We start from the raw sequence: 17,498 nt of genomic DNA on the forward strand, positions 1-17,498 counted from the left end.
CGGTGCTCCTTCAGAACAGGAAATAGCGCTGGGCCAGCGGCAGTTCACTGGCCGGTTCGCAGACCAGCAGCTCGCCATCGGCACGCACCTGGTAGGTTTGCGCGTCGACCTCGATCAGCGGTTGCAGGGTGTTGTGGACCATGTCCGGCTTGCGCACCCGGCGGCACCCGTCCACCACGCCGATCAGGCTGCGCAGGTTCAATTGCTCGACCAGGCCACGGTCCATGGCGGCCTTGGGCAGGAAGGTCATGCGCGTGGCATGGCGGGCTGCGCCCAACGCGCCGAACATCGGGCGGTAATGCACCGGCTGGGGCGTAGGGATGGACCCGTTGATATCGCCCACGGGCGCGGTGACGATCATGCCGCCCTTCAGTACCAAGGCGGGCTTGACCGCGAAAAATGCCGGCGACCACAGCACCAGGTCTGCCAGCTTGCCCACTTCGACCGAGCCCACCTCGTGGCCGATGCCATGGGTGAGCGCCGGGTTGATGGTGTATTTGGCGATGTAGCGCTTGACCCGGAAGTTGTCGCTGTAGTGGGTATCCGGTGCCAGTGGGCCACGGCGCAGCTTCATCTGGTGCGCCACTTGCCAGGTGCGCAGCACCACCTCGCCCACCCGGCCCATGGCCTGGGAGTCGGACGAGGTCATGGCGAAAGCGCCCATGTCGTGGAGGATGTCCTCGGCAGCGATGGTTTCACGGCGGATGCGCGACTCGGCAAACGCCACGTCCTCGGCAATGCTTGGGTCCAGGTGGTGGCAGACCATGAGCATGTCCAGGTGCTCGTCCACCGTGTTGATGGTGTACGGCAGTGTCGGGTTGGTCGAGGACGGCAGCACGTTTGCCTGCCCGGCCGCACGGATGATGTCGGGGGCATGGCCGCCACCGGCACCTTCGGTGTGGAAGGTGTGGATGGTGCGGTCACCGATCGCCGCCAGCGTGTCTTCGATACAGCCCGATTCGTTGAGTGTGTCGGTATGGATCGCCACCTGGATATCCATTTCTTCGGCTACGCCCAGGCAACAGTCGATGGCCGCCGGTGTCGAGCCCCAGTCCTCGTGCAGCTTGAGCCCGACCGCCCCGGCAGCGATCTGCTCGCGCAACGCTTCAGGGCGCGAGGCGTTGCCCTTGCCCAGCAAACCGATGTTGATCGGCAGGCTGTCGGCAGCCTGCAGCATGCGCGCCAGGTACCACGGGCCCGGGGTGCAGGTGGTGGCGTTGGTTCCGGTAGCCGGGCCAGTGCCGCCACCGATGAAGGTGGTTACACCGCTGTTGAGCGCCTCGTCCACCTGCTGCGGGCAGATGAAATGGATGTGCGAGTCGACCCCCCCGGCAGTGACGATCTTGCCCTCGGCGGCGATCACTTCGGTGCCTGGCCCTACGGGTATGTTGACGCCTGGTTGCACGTCGGGGTTGCCGGCCTTGCCGATCACGGCAATACGCCCGTGCTTGATGCCGATATCGGCCTTGACGATACCCCAGTGGTCGATGATCAACGCGTTGGTCAACACCAGGTCCATGGCCTCGGCGGCCAGCATCTGGCCCTGCCCCATGCCATCGCGGATGACCTTGCCGCCGCCGAACTTCACTTCTTCGCCGTAAACGGTGTAGTCCTTCTCTACTTCGACCCACAATGCCGTGTCGGCCAAGCGCACACGGTCACCCACGGTAGGGCCGAACATGTCGGCATAGGCCTGGCGGGAAATTCGGCTCATGCCCTGCCCTCCAGTGCGCCCATCACCTTGCCCTGAAAGCCGTAGACTTCGCGCTTGCCAGCGTAGGCCACCAGTTGCACGGTACGGGCCTGGCCCGGCTCGAAGCGCACGGCAGTGCCGGCCGGGATATCCAGGCGAAAGCCCAGGGTTGGCCCGCGCTCGAACACCAGCGCCTCGTTGACTTCGTAGAAGTGGTAATGCGAGCCGACCTGCACCGGGCGGTCGCCATGGTTGGCTACGCTGACACTGACCGTGGCGCGGCCACTGTTCAATTCGATGTCGCCAGCGGCGACCTGGATTTCACCTGGGATCATGCGGCGTTCCTCGGCAGGTTCAGACGATCGGGTCATGCACGGTCACCAACTTGGTGCCATCCGGAAAGGTCGCTTCGACCTGTACGTCGTGAAGCATCTCGGCGATGCCAGGCATGACCTGGTCACGGCTCAACACCTCGCGGCCCATGCTCATCAGCTCAGCGACGGTGCGCCCATCACGGGCCCCTTCCAGCACGGCGGCGCTGATCAGCGCTACGGCCTCCGGGTAGTTGAGTTTCAGGCCACGGGCCAGGCGCCGTTCTGCCAACAAGGCGGCAGTGAACAGCAGCAGTTTGTCTTTCTCTCTTGGGGTCAGCTCCATGGCGCTCTCTCAGGTGGCCCAGATACGTGGCGGGCAGGCAGGCAGGCCGAGAACGGCCGGGCGCAGCACATGCCACAGGCGTTGCAGGGTGCGTTGCAATTGTTGGTTGTCATGGTCGAGCAGGCGGATCACCAGCAGCGAACCGAGCAGCGTCGCGCCGGCAGGGGTGCCCAGCTCATCGAGCATGGGCCTTACCTGCTCCAGCAATGCCTGATCGGCCGGCGCGGCACAGAAGGTGGCTAGCAGTGGGTGGCCACCGAGCTTGCCCAGCTGGCCGCCTTCGATACGCAGGCGCTCATGCAGGCCCGTTTCGCCGGCCAGGGTGATGTGCAACAGGCTGTCGAGGGCACCCTGGTCGAACCGTTCGAGCATCACCGGGCGGCCCAGGCACAGCGTTTCCCAGGCCAGCAACCGGGCGCCGGGCTCAAGGGTGAAGTGGCTGGCGAGCCTGGCACGGGCACCGGAGAAGAAAATGCTGTCTTGGGGCAACCATTCCAGGGTGCTGCCAGCGGCCAGGTGGAAGCGCTGGGTCAGCCGTGCGGTCGGGCCGATGCTGCGGTAAAACTTGCTGGCACCGGGCATGGTCAGCAGGGCGTGGCTGCCAGCTTCCAGCTGAATGTCGAGCTCCAGACGATCGCCGGCAACGATGCCACCCGGCGGGTGCAGTACATACACATGGCAGGGTGCACCTTCCGGATAGAACGGGCGCTGCACCAAAAGAGGTCCGAAATGTTTCCATGCACCAAGGCGGGTCGTGCCCGCACGCTGGACAAAGCGCAATTGCAGGTGGGCGCTCCAGCCTGCATCGTCTTGGTGGTGTTCGATCTGCTCCGCGAGCGACATCCTGCGGCCCCTGAAATTCGTGGCCTGCTGGCCGGTAAGAGGGTCAGCGGCGGGCGCCGGTTAGTGCGCACGGCCTGACCACTCGATCAAATTCGCAGGCTGGATATAGCAGGTTGCGGGCCAACTCCGCAGGTGAAGGCAGATGAATTATTTTTACCGCTCGCTCCGCCATCGGGCACCGCCGCGGGGGCCGCACAAAGCGGGGGCGTGCCCAGGCCCTGTTTCGGTGCTGGCGAGGCCTACGCTGGTCGGCGCTCAGTAGTCGAAACGGTCTACCGCACGGCGGCGTTCGTTGTCGTCACGCCGGTCGTAGATGGCCGTGGTCTGGATATTGGCATGGTGTGCCAGCTTTTGCGCAATCGACAGGTCATGCTCCTCGATCACCCGGGTGATGAACGCGCGGCGGAAGTCGTGCGGCATGATCTTGACCCCCACCTGCGCCCCGCGCTGGCGGGCGATGTAGTAGATGGCATGCTTGGTGATACGCGCCCGGGTGATGTGGTTGCCGCGGCGGATGCGGTTGAACAGGAACGGGTCGTCTTCGACACCGGCCGGCAGGGCCTGGCGACGCAGGTCGAGCCACGCCTGCAGCTTCTCGAACGCCCAGGGCGGCGCGTACTTGATCAACTGGTGGTTGCCCTTGCCCACCACTTGCAGGCTGCGCGCGGCGAAATCAACCTGGGCAAGGTCGATGTCGACCGATTCCGACTTGCGCATGCCTGTGCCATACAGCAAGGCAATGATCGCCGCATCGCGCACCCCTTGCGGCCGCGGGTCGGCAGCGCACACGTCCATCAGTTCGCGAATCAGGCTACGCCGCAGGTTGCGCCCGGGCGGCAGGCGGGTGCCGGTTGCCGGCTTGACCTCGCGGATGCGTAGCAACTGCTCGTGGTCGATCAGGCCCTGGCGCCAGGCCTCGTTCATCACCCCACGGATGGCGTTGACGTACAGCGAAGAGCTGTTGGGCGCGTAACCATCGGCCCGCAGGGCGGCCACCAGAGCGATCACATGGCCGGGCTCGAGCCGATGCCAGGGAACGTCGACGATATTGCAGTCGACGAACCCCAAGCGGTCGGCGGCGTCCTGAAGGATGTAGCGCATGGTTTGCTGGCTGGATGGGGCCAGGCGGGCCATGTACTGCAGCAGCGGATTTTTCGAGAGGTCGGACAAAACGTGAATCCTGTAGCGGGGCGTTGGCCGGCAGCACAGCGGGCCGACGCTGGAGCAGATCAAAACGGCATGCCGGCGAGTCTGCATGACAAACTAACGGTCGGGCCATTCTGGCCCAAGACAGTGCCATCACCTTGATATACAAGGACTTTGCATCAGGCATGGAAGGTGATCTTACCCCAATCGAGCCCCCTGAACGACCTTGGGCCTGCCTGCGCAGTGCCAGGTGCTCAACGCAGCGGTCAGGTACACTGCTCGCCTTGCGGCCACCAGCCCGGGAACATCTGCTGCACCCTCGGCTCGGCGAAACGCTCATCGATCAATACCAGTACGCCACGGTCCTGGTCCCCCCGGATCACCCTCCCCGCTGCCTGGATCACTTTGCGCACCCCGGGGTAGAGATAGGCATAATCGAAACCCGCGCCAAATTGCCGACCCAGGCGCTGCTTGAACTGCTCGTTGACCGGGTTGACCTGGGGCAGCCCGAGCGTGGCGACGAAGGCGCCGATCAGGCGGGTGCCCGGCAAGTCCACCCCTTCACCGAACGCACCACCCAGCACGGCAAAGCCGATGCCTTGGCCGTCGGCGACAAAGCGGTCGAGGAACGCCTGCCGCGCCGCTTCGTCCATGCCCGGGGCCTGGGCCCACAATGGGATCTGCGCGTAGCGCTCGGCCAGCAGCCCGGCGACCTGCTGCAGGTACTCGAAACTGCTGAAGAACGCCAGGTAATTACCCGGCTGGCGCTCATACTGCCGGGCAATCAACTCTACGATCGGTGCCAGCGAAGCCTGGCGCTGCTGGTACCGGGTAGACACCTGGCTGGCAATGCGCACCTGCAGTTGTTCGGCACGAAACGGCGCTGCCACTTCCAGCCACGCCGTATCGGCCGGCATGCCCAGCAGGTCGCTGTAGAACTGCCGCGGGCTCAGCGTGGCAGAGAACAGGGTGACACTGCGCGCCGCACGCATGCGCGGTGCCAGCAGCCGTGCCGGGGTGACATTGCGCAGGCACAAGGTCGCCAGCCGGCGCTTGCGCGGCCCTTGGCGCTGGCTGATATCGAACAGGAAATGCTCGTCGAAAAGTTCGGCTACCCGGCTGAACTGCAAGGCCTGGTAGAAGAACTGCAGCACCTGCGGGTCGATGTGCGTGGGCGCCTGGTTCATCTGCTCCTGGATCAGCCCGATACACTGCTGCAGGGCGCGCAAAAGGTCATGCGGCAGCGCTTCGCTGGCCTGGTACGGTGCCCGTTGCTCTTTGTACAGGGCGTTCCACTGGCGGTTCAGGCGGTCCAGCGCACTGCCCAGCCCATGGGGTTTGCTTTGGCGCAACGCCAGCAACTGCCCCTGATCGAGGCTGGCGCTGTACATGCCCCGCCCGCGCTCGACCAGGTTGTGAGCCTCGTCGACCAGAACCGCGACCCGCCACTGGTTGAGCTGTGTCAGCCCGAACAGCAAGGCGTGGGCGTCGAAGTAATAGTTGTAATCGGCAACCAGAACGTCGGCCCAGCGGGCCATCTCCTGGCCCAGGTAGTACGGGCACACCTGATGCGCCAAGGCCACTTCGCGCAGCTGGGTACGGTCCAGCATCGGCACGGCCGCAGCGGCCGTGCGCGCGGCCGGCAAGCGGTCGTAGAAGCCGGCCGCCAGCGGGCAGGACTCGCCATGGCAGGCTTTATCCGGGTACTCGCAGGCTTTGTCGCGAGCGATCAGTTCCAGGGTGCGTAACCCAGGCTGGGTATCGCCCGTGGTGATCTGGCGCATGGCATCCAGGGCCAGCGCCCGGCCCGGGGTCTTGGCCGTGAGAAAGAACAGTTTGTCCAGTTGCTGGGGCGCCATGGCTTTGAGCAACGGAAACAAGGTGCCCAGGGTCTTGCCGATGCCCGTGCTGGCCTGGGCCATCAGGCAACGGCCAGTGCTCACCGCCTTGTACAGGGTTTCTGCCAGTTGCCGTTGGCCTTGGCGGAACGCTGGGTAGGGAAAGCGCAGCGCCTGAAGGCCGTGGTCACGTTCGCAAAGGCGCTGCTGCTGGAACTGGGCCCAGCCCAGAAAGCGCTGGCACTGAACCTGGAAGAATGCCTGCAACTCGGCGGCCGTGCAGTGCTCACTGAACAGGGTCTGACTATCGCTGTCGACGTCCAGGTACACCAAAGCCACCTCGATGCTCGCCAGTTGCCGGGCCTGGCACATCAGCCAGCCGTACACCTTGGCCTGCGCCCAGTGCAGCTGGCGGTGGTTGGCTGGTTGCCGGGCCAGGTCGCCACGGTGGGTCTTGATCTCTTCCAGCCGGTTGCAGGCAGGGTCGTAACCGTCAGCACGCCCCCGCACCCGAAGGCCTTCGAACTGGCCCTCGAGGGTAATTTCCGACTCGTAGCCGGCCGCACGCCGGGCCACTACCCGCTGGTGGCCCTCGATGCCCTCCTGGGCGGTGGGCGACGGCGTGAAGCGCAGGTCGAGGTCGCCGACCTTGGCACTGAACTCGCACAAGGCACGCACCGCCACGCTGTAGCTCAAGCGGCGTCACTCCAACGCACATGGCAGACCGCGACGGGCAGGCCGTGCTCCTGGCAGAATGCCAGCCAGCGCAACTGGTTGTCCTGCAGGCGGTCACCGGGGCCTTTGACCTCGACCATGCGATAACGCCCCTGCTCGGGCCAGAACTGGATAAGGTCGGGCATGCCCGCACGGTTGCTGCGAATGTCCTGCAGCAGGCGCACGAAGCAGTGCTTCAACTGCGCAGCCGGCAGGCAGGCCAGGGCCTGCTGCAGCAGCGCCTCGCTGAGCATCGACCAGAACACGAACGGTGACTGCAGCCCGTGTTTGGCTGCATAGCAATCCAGGATCGCCTGGTGGTGGCTACCATCGTCGAGCCGCGCCAGGCATTGCTCGAACAGGGCACTACGGCGCTGCTGGAAGTCGCTGTCGTGCAGGTCCTGCGGCGCGGCCTGGAACGGGTTGAAGAACGCGCCAGGCACAGGGGCGAAGATCGCCTCCCAGCACAGCAGGCCAAACAGGCTGTTGAACAGCGTGTTCTCCACATAATGGGCTTGCCCGCCCTCGGCGGCCAGGTGCTGGCGCACGGCCTCTTCAACGCCTAGCGCGGCGTGCTCACGGGGCAATTCCAGTTCGATCAGTGCCAGCGGCGCCACGCGCTGGCGGCGCTGTGGCGGGCCACCCAGCTTGCGCGCCAGGCGTGGCAACATACGCTCCAGCGCCTGGACCTCCAGTGCATTGGCCGGTGCCGCTGCCAGTTGCAACGCCAGGGCATGGGCCTGCGGCCAACGTTCGCTGCGCTCCAGCACCCGCACCTGGCGAATACGCGCCTGGGCATGGCTGCACTGCGCATAAACCGCCATGGCCTGGTCCCAGTCACCCAGGCGCTCGCATTGCTGGCCCAGGGCGAACTGCAACCGCGCACGGCGCCGGGCCAGCCAAGGGTTGTCGCAGTGCAGGTGCTGTATTGCCGTGATTACCGACTGAGGGTGTTCGCCCTGCTCCAGGCGCTCGGCACACTCATGCAGCACCATGGCCAGGTCGATATCGGCGCGTTGCTGCAGGGCACGCGAATCGGCGCTGAAGGGCACCTGCTCGTAGCGCAGCAGCCCCAGGTCGGCAAGCACGAACTCTGACCAGTCCTGGTAGAGGTTGCCGAAGAACAGCAGCCGCATGCGGTCGCAGAGCGGTTGCAGGCACCACTGCAAGATGCGCAACTCACTGCCCGGGTACCACTCGGCCAGAGACCGGGCGGCCAGTTGCAGTGGCTGCAGCTGGGCCAGCAAGTCATGCTTGGCGGCACGCGGGCGGCTCAATTGGGCGGCGAAACAGCACGCCAGTTCGTCTTTGCGCAGCAAGGCGAACAGTTGCTCCAAGTGCAGTTGCTCGGGCTCGCGGACCCAGCCCAGGGCCTTGAGTGGCTGCAGGGCGAGTTCGGTGTCGCCTATTTCCTCATAGACGAGGCGGTCGCTGCGAAACAATTCGCCCTTGCGCATTACCATGCGCACCATCAAGGCCTGGGCTGGCGCGCTCAGTTGGCCGAAGGCATGGATGAACGCCAGTTCCTGTTCATCGAGCAGGTCCTGGTAGCGCTGTTCGACCCACAGCAGTACCTGGCGGAAGTTGTGCAGGTAATAGAACGGGTCGTCGACGGAGTGGGCAATCACGGACTGGGTCAGGTAGCGGGAACAAGGCACTGGTTATACATACAGACCCAGGGGCCTGGCAAGTGCCGTGGGTCAGCTCGCCTCTGCAAGAACGGCCGCGAACGCGCCCTTGGGCATGCAGTGCCCTATGATTCAGGGGGGAACCGCCGCACCCGCCTGCGGCGAAGTTCCAGGGCCTGGGCCAGGCGCTGCACGGCTTGTTGCAGGTCGCCTGGGCAGTCGCCCAGCCACATCAGCGCCAGGTGCTGCCGGTAGCGGCCGTGCAAGCTGAACTGTTCCCCCGGCAATGCATGCAATGCGCAACCTGCCAAGGCCGTAGCAATGGCATCCCAGGCCAGCGGCTGCTCGAAGCGCACCCACAGCATGCGCCCGCCTTGCGGGGGCTCCAGCACCACCCGCTGGGCAAACTGCGCGGTCAGCGCGCAGGCGAGGTTTTGCGTGCGCTGCTGCAGGTTGCTGCGCAACGCCACCAGTTGCGCTTCGATATCGCCCTTGGCCAACAGGTGGGCCAGCGCCAGCAGCCGCAGCGGCGCAAGGCGGAACGCCCGCTCGCAGAACGCCTTGGCCAGGGCGGTATCCAGGCTCAGTACGTAGGCATACGGCGCTTCGGGCCCTACTGCAGCCTCGAACGCCCCCATGATCATCAACCTGCGCGGATCGACCCAATCGCGCAGGCGGGTCGCGGGTGGGCCGCTGTAGCAAAGCTCGCTGTCCAGGTCGTTCTCCAGCAGCCATACGCTGTGCTGGCTCAACAGCAGGCCAAGCTGCTGCTGATAATGCAGGGAGACCAGCCGCCCTTGCGGCAGGCCAAGGCAGGACGGCATCACCAGCAGACGGACCGGCTCGCAGCCCAACAGCCTGGCCACGGCCTGCAGGTCCGGGTTGCCACGTGGATCGGGTGGCACCTCCAACACCCGCATGCCAGCGCGCGCCAAAGCACGCAGCACGTGCCCGCAACAGGGCGACTGTACCAGCACCGTGGTGCCGCTTTGCAGGGCCAGCGCTGCAAGCAGCGTTTCCAGCAACGCCGGAACATCCGGGGCCACCTGAACGTCATCGGCCCGCCAGTACTGGCGCGAGCAACGGGTGTATCGCTCCGCCAGCGCGTCGCGCAGGCGCGCACTGCCCTGCACTTCCCAAGGGCCAGCGCCGCGCTCGCGCTGGCGGGCCAGGCGCCGCTCGTGGGTGAACAAGGCGCGCTCCAGCAACGGTTGTGCAAGCTGGGGCGCCTGCCGGGGCATGCCACCTTGCTGCAGGTCAGCCAGGCGAACGAAATAGCCCGAGCGTGGCAGGCAGTGCACGCGACCCTCCTCCTCCAGCAGGCTGTAGGCGCTCTGCACCGTTGCCAGCGATACCCGCAGCCGCCGCGACAGCTCACGCAAGGACGGCAGCCGGTTCGGACCACCAGCCGTCGCCTGGCCAATCAACGCTTCCAGGTAGCGGTAGACCCGCCGATAAGCGAACTCGCCGGCCGCTGTTCGCGCCATCAAGGTTGCCTCGCGGGGCTGTGCCGCCGTTCAGCGGCGTGGCGCGGTAACAGCCGCAAGTGCGCGTCGCGGCGCGCCAACGCACTGAGCAGGCGCCACGCAGGTAGCGGCATCTTACCGCCGTAGACTGCCCGCAGTTGCGCCAGTGATAGCCCACTGGTGTTCACCAGCCAGGCTTTGACCGCCGCAGGGCAAGGTTTGCCTTGCATGGCCCGGTGCAGGTAAGGCAACGCCACCAGCATGTCGGCATGGCGAGCGCGCAGAAAACGCTCGAGGTTCTTGCCCTGCCTGGCGAACGGCTTGCAGAGCAGGCATTCCAGTTGGGCCTGGCTGAGGCCATAGGCCTTGCCAAACTGCAGCACAGGTTCGTCGGCAGGCTTGCTGTCGCCCGGCGCCCCCGCCAGCCTCAAGGGCGGCCGGGTGGCCTGAGGCTCCAGGCTGCGGGCCCGCAGTTCCTGCAACTGGGCCAAGGCCAATGGGTCGACGAACGCGGCCAACGGCGAGCAGGCCGTCTCGCCCGCCGCGAAGTGCCAGCCCAGCATGGCATCCAACTGCTGCCCGCCCAGCAACGGCGGCAGCAGGTCATCAATGGCTATCAACCGCACCGGCCCCCCCTTGAGCGCGGCCCCCGCAGGCTGATCCGCCGGGTTGCCGGGCGCCAGCCCCGTGGCCCCTTGCAAGCGCGCCAGGCCCTCGGCCAGCGTCGACAGGCAATGGTGGGCCAGGTAAGGGCCACGTTGCCCCGCCAGGCGCTGGCTACGCAGCGCCCACGCCAGGTAGCGGCGGCGCTGCCCTGCGGGCAAGGCGGTGACCATTGCGTCGGCGGGTGCCTGAGCCTGCAGCGCGAAGCTAACGGCCGCCGCCAGTTCCAGGTGCAGGCGGCTACCCAGCAACGCTTCTGGCCTGGCATCGATCAGGTGGCCAAACATCAGCAGCGCTTCCCTGGTCGGCAACCAGCGCTCGGACGCCACACGGGGGCGGCAACTGAACGGCACCACTTCGCGCCCCTCGATCATTTGCAGTTGCACCCGCGGGTCATCCTGCATGAACAGCGCACTGAAGCCTTGATCGAGCCCTTGCAGCGTAGGGCTGCCGGCCACCGGCAAGCTCACCACCAGCACGCGCAGTTGAAAAGTAACCGGTGCACGCATGGCGATGCTCAGCTGCGCAGCACGCAACATCGCCAGCAGCCGCGCACCCTGGCGGTCACTGCCTTGCAATACCTGCAGGCGAAAGGTGCCGATATATTCAGGCCCGCCTGCGGCTACCAATAAACGTTGTATCAACAACTGCAAGGAGGCCCGTTGCGCCTGTGACATATGGGCGAGCAAGCGTTCGAGTACTTGCTGGTAGATATAATGCATTGCCTGGTCGTGAATAGCAGTCACGGATCACCTCACCACTTCAAGTCGCCGGCGCACGCTCAAGCAAGTTGTTCAGGCTTACACTGCGCCAGGCTTTTACAGAAGAAACTTCCTACAATTGAATAAAGTGACGTGAGCCTTCACTGTCGCCAGGCCATGGAGAAGAATTCACCCCTGCAATGCTCTGATTCAGGCCTAGCCGTACGCATCCCTTACTCCTTGCACAAAGTATCATTGCGCCATTATCGAGTGATGCGAAGCGAATTGAAGATACAGATCACGGTAAAAAAACCATTCAGCAAAGCGCCAAATTCACCTTGACCCTCTAACCACGCACATGCAACCGCAAATGATTGGCGGCATGTTTCCATTGGCATTTAATTAATGAATTATATGTAGTCCGCTTCGTCTTTTATTGTAGGAATATTCCCACTTTAACGATGACGTTACTTTATTCCGCGCACAAAAAACCCGGGGCTGGCCCGGGTTCACGGTGAACTGCAGTGGTCAATGCTGCGCCATATCCAACACCACGCGCCCACCGCAGGGGCACTGGTCCATGTAGCGATGCGCCTCCACCACCTGCTCGAACGGGTACACCTTGATGATCTGCGGGGTCAGCAACTGGTCGGCGGTGAACTGGTTGATGTCACGCAAGGCACGCTGCAGCGCCACCTGGTCCTGGCTGATACCCAGTTCCGGCTTGCCAGTGAAGTTACCAATGCAGTGCACGTAGAACTGGATGTTCTTCTGGAAGGCCGCGCAGGCTGGGAACGGCGTCTGGTTGCCGCCTTGCAGGCCATACAGTACCAGGCTGCCCCGCGGTGCCAGCACATCGCCCAGCAACGACATCTGCGGCCCGCCCATGCCGTCCAGAACCATGTCCACGCCGCGCCCATCGGTGTACTTGCCGACCTGCATCAACAGGTCCTGCTCTTCGGTGACGATCACCTTGTCGGCGCCCAGGCCCAGCAGGTAGTCACGCTGCTCGGCATCCTTGGTGGCGGCGAACACTTTAAGCCCCAGCGCCTTGCCCAACTGCACGAAAGCGGGGCCAGCACAGTGGCTGGCGTCGGTGACCAGGGCAGTCTGCCCGGCCTTGGCCCGTGCCAGGTCCACGTAGGCGAAATAGGCAATCAGCAGCGGCGTATAGTGCACGCTGGCCTCGATCGGGGTAAGCACCTGCGGATAGCGTGTGATCGCGGTCCGTGGCAGCACGATGACATCCCCGTATACCGGGTGGTCATTGGCGCTGGTAGCGGGAAAACTGGCGACCCGGTCACCCACGGCAATGTCTTCGATCCCTTCACCGACCGCCGTCACCACACCGGCCATCTCATGGCCGATACCGGCCGGCAGGCGTGCCTGCGAGGGCGCCAGGTTCTGCCGCCAGAGCACGTCATACCAGCTGACGCCAACCGCCTCGACGCGAATTTGCACTTCGTCGGCAGCGGGAGACGGTTCGGCCTGCTCCTCGCAACGGAGGACATCGGCAGCGCCGAACTTGTGGAAACGGATCATGCGGGACATCGCAAACCTCGCCTTTGTGAACCTCTAATTACCACTGACTCTATCCGGGCTTCTGCAGTTAGACCACCAGTGGTCATTAATAGTCGACATGCCTGTCATCGATTGGGCACCTGACATTCCCTGCAATTGGCTCCCGTAAAGCCGTGCAGGGTAACAGCCTTTGGCCTTAAGATTCACCCCTGCCCCCCTTCAGGCGAAGCGCACCGATGAATCGAAACGACCTGCGTCGTGTAGACCTCAACTTGCTGATTGTGTTCGAAACGCTGATGCACGAGCGCAGCGTGACCCGTGCAGCGGAAAAACTGTTCCTCGGCCAGCCGGCCATCAGCGCGGCCTTGTCGCGCCTGCGCAACCTGTTCGACGACCCGTTGTTCGTACGCACTGGCCGCAGCATGGAGCCCTCGGCACGGGCTCACGAGATCTTCGCGCTGTTGTCGCCCGCACTGGATTCGATTTCCACCGCGGTCAGCCGCGCAGCCGAATTCGACCCTGCCACCAGCAATGCCGTATTCCGCATCGGCCTGTCGGACGACGCCGAATTCGCCCTGCTGCCGCAACTGCTCAAGCGCATTCGCGCCGAGGCCCCTGGCATCGTGCTGGTGGTGCGCCGGGTGAACTACCTGCTGATGCCGACCCTGCTGGCCTCAGGGGAAATCTCGGTGGGCGTCAGCTACACCAGCGAACTGCCCGCCAACGCCAAGCGCAAGGTGCTGCGCCGCAGCGCGCCGAAACTGCTGCGCGCCGACAGCGTGCCTGGCAGCATCACCCTGGACGACTTCTGCGCGCGGCCACATGCATTGGTGTCGTTTGCCGGGGACTTGTCCGGCTTTATCGACGAGGCGCTTGACGAGCTGGGTCGCAAGCGCCATGTCGTGCTGGCGGTACCGCAATTCAACGGGTTGGGGAGCTTGCTGGCGGGGACCGATATCGTGGCGACGGTACCGGACTACACCGCCGATGCGCTGACGGCTGCCGGCGGGTTGCGGGCGGAGGACTTGCCGATACCGGTACGTAGTTTCGAGCTGCACATGGCCTGGCGTGGCGCGCAGGATAACGACCCGGCGGAGCGCTGGCTGCGGTCAAGGATACAGATGTTCTTCGGGGATCCCGATAGCTTGTGACTGACTTCCACCTAGATCCGTAAATACCAATAAAATCAGTGTCTTAATCTGATTTTACATCCAAGACCGTCCGTCGCATTCCGCTCATTTCCAATGCGCCTGCGGGTATATTTTTGGGTACTTTTTCCATTTCGAAAAAAAGTACCCGCACATGACGACTTCCCTCCCCACGCCTGCATTGCGGCGTAAACTCAGCGACGCCTTCTTACGTGCCATTGCTGAACCCGGCAAGTACGCCGACGGCGAGGTACCCGGTCTTTACCTGCATGTTCAGGCCTCGCAGAAGTCGAACAAGCCTGCCGCAAAATACTGGCGGATGAGGTATCGCCTGAACGGCAAGGAAAACGTGTACGCGATCGGCCGTTATCCCGACATTGGCTTGAAAGACGCGCGCGACTTGGCCCGAGCCGCGCGCCAGAACGTAGCTCATCACGTCGCCCCGCTGAAGGCCAAACGCAAGAAAATCGCCGATCAACTACTTAATGAGGAGCGCACATTCAGTTACGTCGCCGAACAGTGGATGGCCTTCAAGTCGCACGACCTCGTAAGCAAATCCCTCGCGGGCTTTCGCGGCGCTTTGAATAATCACATCCTGCCCACCATCGGCACTATTCCCGTCAGCGAGATCAAACTGGACCACATCATCGAGATCATCGCTAACCTGCGCCGAGCACGCACACTGGCCATGGCCAAGCGCGTGCGTACCATCATCCGTGCCGTGCTCGGTTTCGCTGAGGGTCGTGGCTGGGTAGAGCGTAACGTGGCCCTGAGCAACACCGAAGAGCTCAAGGTTCGCCATGTGGTGACCAGTAATCCAGCGATCGAACGACCAGCCGATTTGGGTCACCTTCTGCTTCGTCTGGATGAGCTCAGCCCGAGCAGCGTGAGCACTGCGATGCGCTTGCTGGTCATGCTGCCGGTTCGCCCCGGCGAGCTGGTGAAGATGCGTTGGGAAGACATCGATCTGGTCAGCGCCGACTGGCGCTATGTAGTAGGGAAAACACGCCATCTGGATAAGAGCAAACACATCGTGCCACTGCCGGAGCAAGCCCTTGTGTTGTTGAGTGAACTACATGAGCGGCGGGTGGTGGATGAAGCGGGCAATGGCTGGGTCTTTGTATCGCCGGTCTACCCAGGCTATCCAGTTGACGCCACATCCCTGGCCAAGGCCTACCAGCGGATCTGGCCGGAATACCGCATCACTGCACACGGTTTCCGCGCCACCTACCGTACTATCGCTCACGAGCATTTGGGCATCGATCCGATTGTGCTGGAGTTGTCACTTTCCCACCGTATGCCAGGCGCTCTGGGCGCAGTGTATGCGCGCGCGCAGTTGCTGCCGCAACGACGAGAAGCGGCGCAGCATTGGGCGGACTACCTCGATCGGCTCCGAAAAAATTCCAAACATGCAATAGCAGAATAGTTGTCGGGAAAGTACAGATCCTATAACCAGTGTACCCAGGGCGCCCAAACAATCCGACCTCGATGCTCAAGTCCCTCCAACGCATCTGGCCGGAATACAACATCACGGCCCACGGCTTTCGTGCCACCTACCAAACCATTGCCCACGAGCACCTGAGCATCGATCCTATGGTCCTGGAACTCTCGCTGTCACATTGGATGCCAGTGCCCTCGGCGTCGATACGCCCGCGTGCAGCTTTTGAGTCAACGACGAGAGGCCGCGACAATTATGGGCTGACTATCTTGAGCAATTACGGAGGAATGCAGCCCATGATGGCCCAACGGAGTATAGATGGTCTGATAGGTGAGTTTCAGCGGTCGTTGTGCGAATCCAACTAACGCGAGAAATGAACAGTAGTGCCGACAAAGTTCGTCAGCACGACAAGTGCGCATAACAGCCATTCATACGGGTAGCTCAGTCGTCAGCTTGATTTTCTCCATCGGGACCTCGGTCTTGACGTTCTGCACCACGCTCAAGCTGGTCAGGTGGGCAATCTGGAAGCGCCGATAGGCCTCCAGGTCCGCCGCCACCACCCGCAACAGCAGGTCACAGTCACCGGCCATCACATGGCTCCACCACTTCGGGCAGCAGGCGCACGGCCTCGACGAATTCATCGGTGGTGTCCTGGTCCTGGCGCTTGAGCCACACGCGCACGAACAGGGTCAGACCTAGCGCCACCTTGGCCGGGTCGACCAGGGCGACATAGCGCTCGATCACCCCCGCCTCCTCCAGCAACCGCACCCGCCGCAGGCAGGGGGACGGCGACAGCCCCACCTGCTTGGCCAGCTCCTGGTTCTGCAAACGGCCGTCCCGTTGCAGGGCGCGCAGGATGCGGCGGTCGATGGCGTCGAGCTTGATGGTCATGGAAAGCTCCGGGTCGGCAAGTATTGGCAGCAGATGCCAAATCATCGGTTCGCATGAGCAACTACGCAAGCCTATTCCAGCCAACCCTTGGAATAATTCGCTTCCACTGGAGGTGACCATGACTGCCCTTGAACCCGTACTGAACAATCCCCCCGCCCTTTCGCCGCCCGGCGAACTGCGCCGCGGCGCCTTGGCCGCCCTGCCGGTGCTGCTGGGCTTCATTCCCTTTGCCCTGGTGCTGGGCGCTCAGGCGTCCCAGCATCACCTGAACGCTGGCGAAGTCGCGCTGATGACCGGGCTTAACTTCGGCGGGGGCTCGGAGTTCGCCGCCATCGAGCTGTGGACCTCGCCGCCGGCGGTGTTGGTGATCGTCGCCATGACCTTGCTGGTCAATAGCCGTCACCTGCTGATGGGCGCGACGCTGGCGCCCTACCTGCGCCACCTGCCGCTGAAAAAAGCCCTCGGCACGCTGTTCTTCATGTGCGACGAGAGCTGGGCCATGGGCCTAGCCGATGCGCGCCAACGCGGTGGCTTCAGCTTGCGCTACTTCACGGGGGTGGCGCTGTGCCTGTGGGCCACCTGGGTCGGTTTCACGACGCTCGGCACGCTGCTGGGGCCTCTACTCGGCGACCTGCGCAGCTACGGCTTCGACATGGCCTTCGCGGCGGTCTTCCTGGTGCTGCTCAAAGGCATGTGGAAAGGCATTCACGCTGCGGTGCCGTGGCTGTTCAGCCTGCTGACTGCGGCGACGTTCCATCTGCTGATCCCCGGTGGCTGGTACGTTGCTGGCGGGCACGCTGGCCGGGCTAGTCAGCGCCTACCTGTGGGCCAAACCATGATCGATGTCGCCACCCTCACCACCATTGCTGGCATGGCCGTGGTCACCTACCTGACCCGCGCCCTGGGTTTCCTGCTGCTGCGCAACCGCACCCTGGGGCCGCAGCTCACCCAGGTGCTCAATGCGGCACCCGGCTGCGTGCTGATCGCGGTAATCGCTCCCAAGTTCGTCTCCGGGCACCCGGCGGACCTGATTGCCCTGGCCCTGACCGTGTATGCCGCGTCACGCTTTTCCCTGCTGCCGGCGGTCGTGCTCGCCATTGTCGGAACTGGAGCGCTACGCGCTCTACTTGCGACTTGATCCTTTTACCCTT

At 63.9% G+C, this 17,498-nt stretch carries 13 protein-coding genes and 2 pseudogenes; 4 read left to right on the forward strand and 11 right to left on the reverse strand.

Annotated features, from left to right (window positions below; all coding sequences use genetic code 11):
- Nucleotides 1–10: 10 nt before the first annotated feature.
- The 10 genes from ureC to AACG97_RS15195 form a co-directional block, all read right to left on the reverse strand.
- On the reverse strand, nt 11–1,714 hold the full coding sequence (gene ureC, locus AACG97_RS15150; RefSeq protein ID WP_197884945.1) for an urease subunit alpha: 1,704 nt from the start codon (nt 1,712–1,714) through the stop codon (nt 11–13).
- A complete protein-coding gene (locus AACG97_RS15155) occupies nt 1,711–2,028 on the reverse strand; it encodes an urease subunit beta (RefSeq protein ID WP_009685462.1) in 318 nt (105 codons plus the stop codon). The genes ureC and AACG97_RS15155 overlap by 4 nt, the downstream gene beginning before the upstream one ends.
- Nucleotides 2,029–2,047: 19 nt before the next feature.
- A complete protein-coding gene (locus tag AACG97_RS15160) occupies nt 2,048–2,350 on the reverse strand; it encodes an urease subunit gamma (protein WP_009685463.1) in 303 nt (100 codons plus the stop codon).
- A gap of 9 nt (nt 2,351–2,359) precedes the next feature.
- A complete protein-coding gene (locus tag AACG97_RS15165; RefSeq protein WP_009685464.1) occupies nt 2,360–3,193 on the reverse strand; it encodes an urease accessory protein UreD in 834 nt (277 codons plus the stop codon).
- Between the two features lie 255 nt (nt 3,194–3,448).
- Entirely contained in the window at nt 3,449–4,363 is a 915-nt protein-coding gene (locus tag AACG97_RS15170; RefSeq protein WP_009685465.1) for a site-specific integrase, read from the reverse strand.
- Between the two features lie 242 nt (nt 4,364–4,605).
- Nucleotides 4,606–6,873, reverse strand: coding sequence for an ATP-dependent DNA helicase (locus tag AACG97_RS15175; protein ID WP_125854285.1), 2,268 nt, complete (start codon nt 6,871–6,873; stop codon nt 4,606–4,608).
- The gene (locus AACG97_RS15180) at nt 6,870–8,519 is read right to left on the reverse strand and encodes a VRR-NUC domain-containing protein (RefSeq protein WP_054912295.1); all 1,650 of its coding nucleotides are present in this window, start codon (nt 8,517–8,519) and stop codon (nt 6,870–6,872) included. The genes AACG97_RS15175 and AACG97_RS15180 overlap by 4 nt, the downstream gene beginning before the upstream one ends.
- A 125-nt stretch (nt 8,520–8,644) precedes the next feature.
- Nucleotides 8,645–10,006: an aminotransferase class I/II-fold pyridoxal phosphate-dependent enzyme gene (locus AACG97_RS15185; RefSeq protein WP_047149897.1), complete on the reverse strand. Its 1,362-nt coding sequence runs from the start codon at nt 10,004–10,006 to the stop codon at nt 8,645–8,647.
- Nucleotides 10,006–11,394, reverse strand: coding sequence for a hypothetical protein (locus AACG97_RS15190; protein ID WP_182365298.1), 1,389 nt, complete (start codon nt 11,392–11,394; stop codon nt 10,006–10,008). The genes AACG97_RS15185 and AACG97_RS15190 overlap by 1 nt, the downstream gene beginning before the upstream one ends.
- A gap of 483 nt (nt 11,395–11,877) precedes the next feature.
- Nucleotides 11,878–12,900 carry a zinc-dependent alcohol dehydrogenase family protein gene (locus tag AACG97_RS15195; protein WP_054881113.1) on the reverse strand — a complete coding sequence of 341 codons (1,023 nt, stop codon included), beginning with the start codon at nt 12,898–12,900 and terminating at the stop codon, nt 11,878–11,880.
- A gap of 206 nt (nt 12,901–13,106) precedes the next feature.
- Between AACG97_RS15195 and AACG97_RS15200 the strand changes: the two genes are divergently transcribed.
- Entirely contained in the window at nt 13,107–14,021 is a 915-nt protein-coding gene (locus tag AACG97_RS15200; RefSeq protein WP_029884809.1) for a LysR family transcriptional regulator, read from the forward strand.
- 151 nt (nt 14,022–14,172) lie between these two features.
- A complete protein-coding gene (locus tag AACG97_RS15205; protein ID WP_197884940.1) occupies nt 14,173–15,444 on the forward strand; it encodes a tyrosine-type recombinase/integrase in 1,272 nt (423 codons plus the stop codon).
- Between the two features lie 440 nt (nt 15,445–15,884).
- On the opposite strand, the pseudogene AACG97_RS15215 reads toward AACG97_RS15205, so the two are convergent.
- A pseudogene (locus AACG97_RS15215) lies at nt 15,885–16,347 on the reverse strand (Lrp/AsnC family transcriptional regulator).
- A gap of 118 nt (nt 16,348–16,465) precedes the next feature.
- On the opposite strand from AACG97_RS15215, the pseudogene AACG97_RS15220 reads away from it, so the two are divergent.
- Together AACG97_RS15220 and AACG97_RS15225 are read left to right on the forward strand one after the other, a co-directional pair.
- Nucleotides 16,466–17,186 (forward strand): annotated as a pseudogene (locus AACG97_RS15220) (AzlC family ABC transporter permease).
- Complete coding sequence (locus AACG97_RS15225; RefSeq protein WP_197884939.1) at nt 17,183–17,485, forward strand: AzlD family protein; 303 nt, start codon at nt 17,183–17,185, stop codon at nt 17,483–17,485. The pseudogene AACG97_RS15220 and the gene AACG97_RS15225 overlap by 4 nt, the downstream one beginning before the upstream one ends.
- Nucleotides 17,486–17,498: the final 13 nt, after the last annotated feature.

The organism is Pseudomonas sp. Nvir, assembly GCF_963778085.1.
In the GTDB taxonomy this organism is placed as follows: domain Bacteria; phylum Pseudomonadota; class Gammaproteobacteria; order Pseudomonadales; family Pseudomonadaceae; genus Aquipseudomonas; species Aquipseudomonas juntendi.

Excerpts from the sequence above, each read along its gene's own strand:
- AACG97_RS15165 (WP_009685464.1), bottom strand. The coding sequence starts at position 3,193 with ATGTCGCTCGCGGAGCAGATCGAACACCACCAAGACGATGCAGGCTGG.
- AACG97_RS15195 (WP_054881113.1), bottom strand. The coding sequence starts at position 12,900 with ATGTCCCGCATGATCCGTTTCCACAAGTTCGGCGCTGCCGATGTCCTC.
- AACG97_RS15185 (WP_047149897.1), bottom strand. The coding sequence starts at position 10,006 with ATGGCGCGAACAGCGGCCGGCGAGTTCGCTTATCGGCGGGTCTACCGC.
- AACG97_RS15205 (WP_197884940.1), top strand. The coding sequence starts at position 14,173 with ATGACGACTTCCCTCCCCACGCCTGCATTGCGGCGTAAACTCAGCGAC.
- AACG97_RS15155 (WP_009685462.1), bottom strand. The coding sequence starts at position 2,028 with ATGATCCCAGGTGAAATCCAGGTCGCCGCTGGCGACATCGAATTGAAC.
- ureC (WP_197884945.1), bottom strand. The coding sequence starts at position 1,714 with ATGAGCCGAATTTCCCGCCAGGCCTATGCCGACATGTTCGGCCCTACC.
- AACG97_RS15200 (WP_029884809.1), top strand. The coding sequence starts at position 13,107 with ATGAATCGAAACGACCTGCGTCGTGTAGACCTCAACTTGCTGATTGTG.
- AACG97_RS15225 (WP_197884939.1), top strand. The coding sequence starts at position 17,183 with ATGATCGATGTCGCCACCCTCACCACCATTGCTGGCATGGCCGTGGTC.
- AACG97_RS15160 (WP_009685463.1), bottom strand. The coding sequence starts at position 2,350 with ATGGAGCTGACCCCAAGAGAGAAAGACAAACTGCTGCTGTTCACTGCC.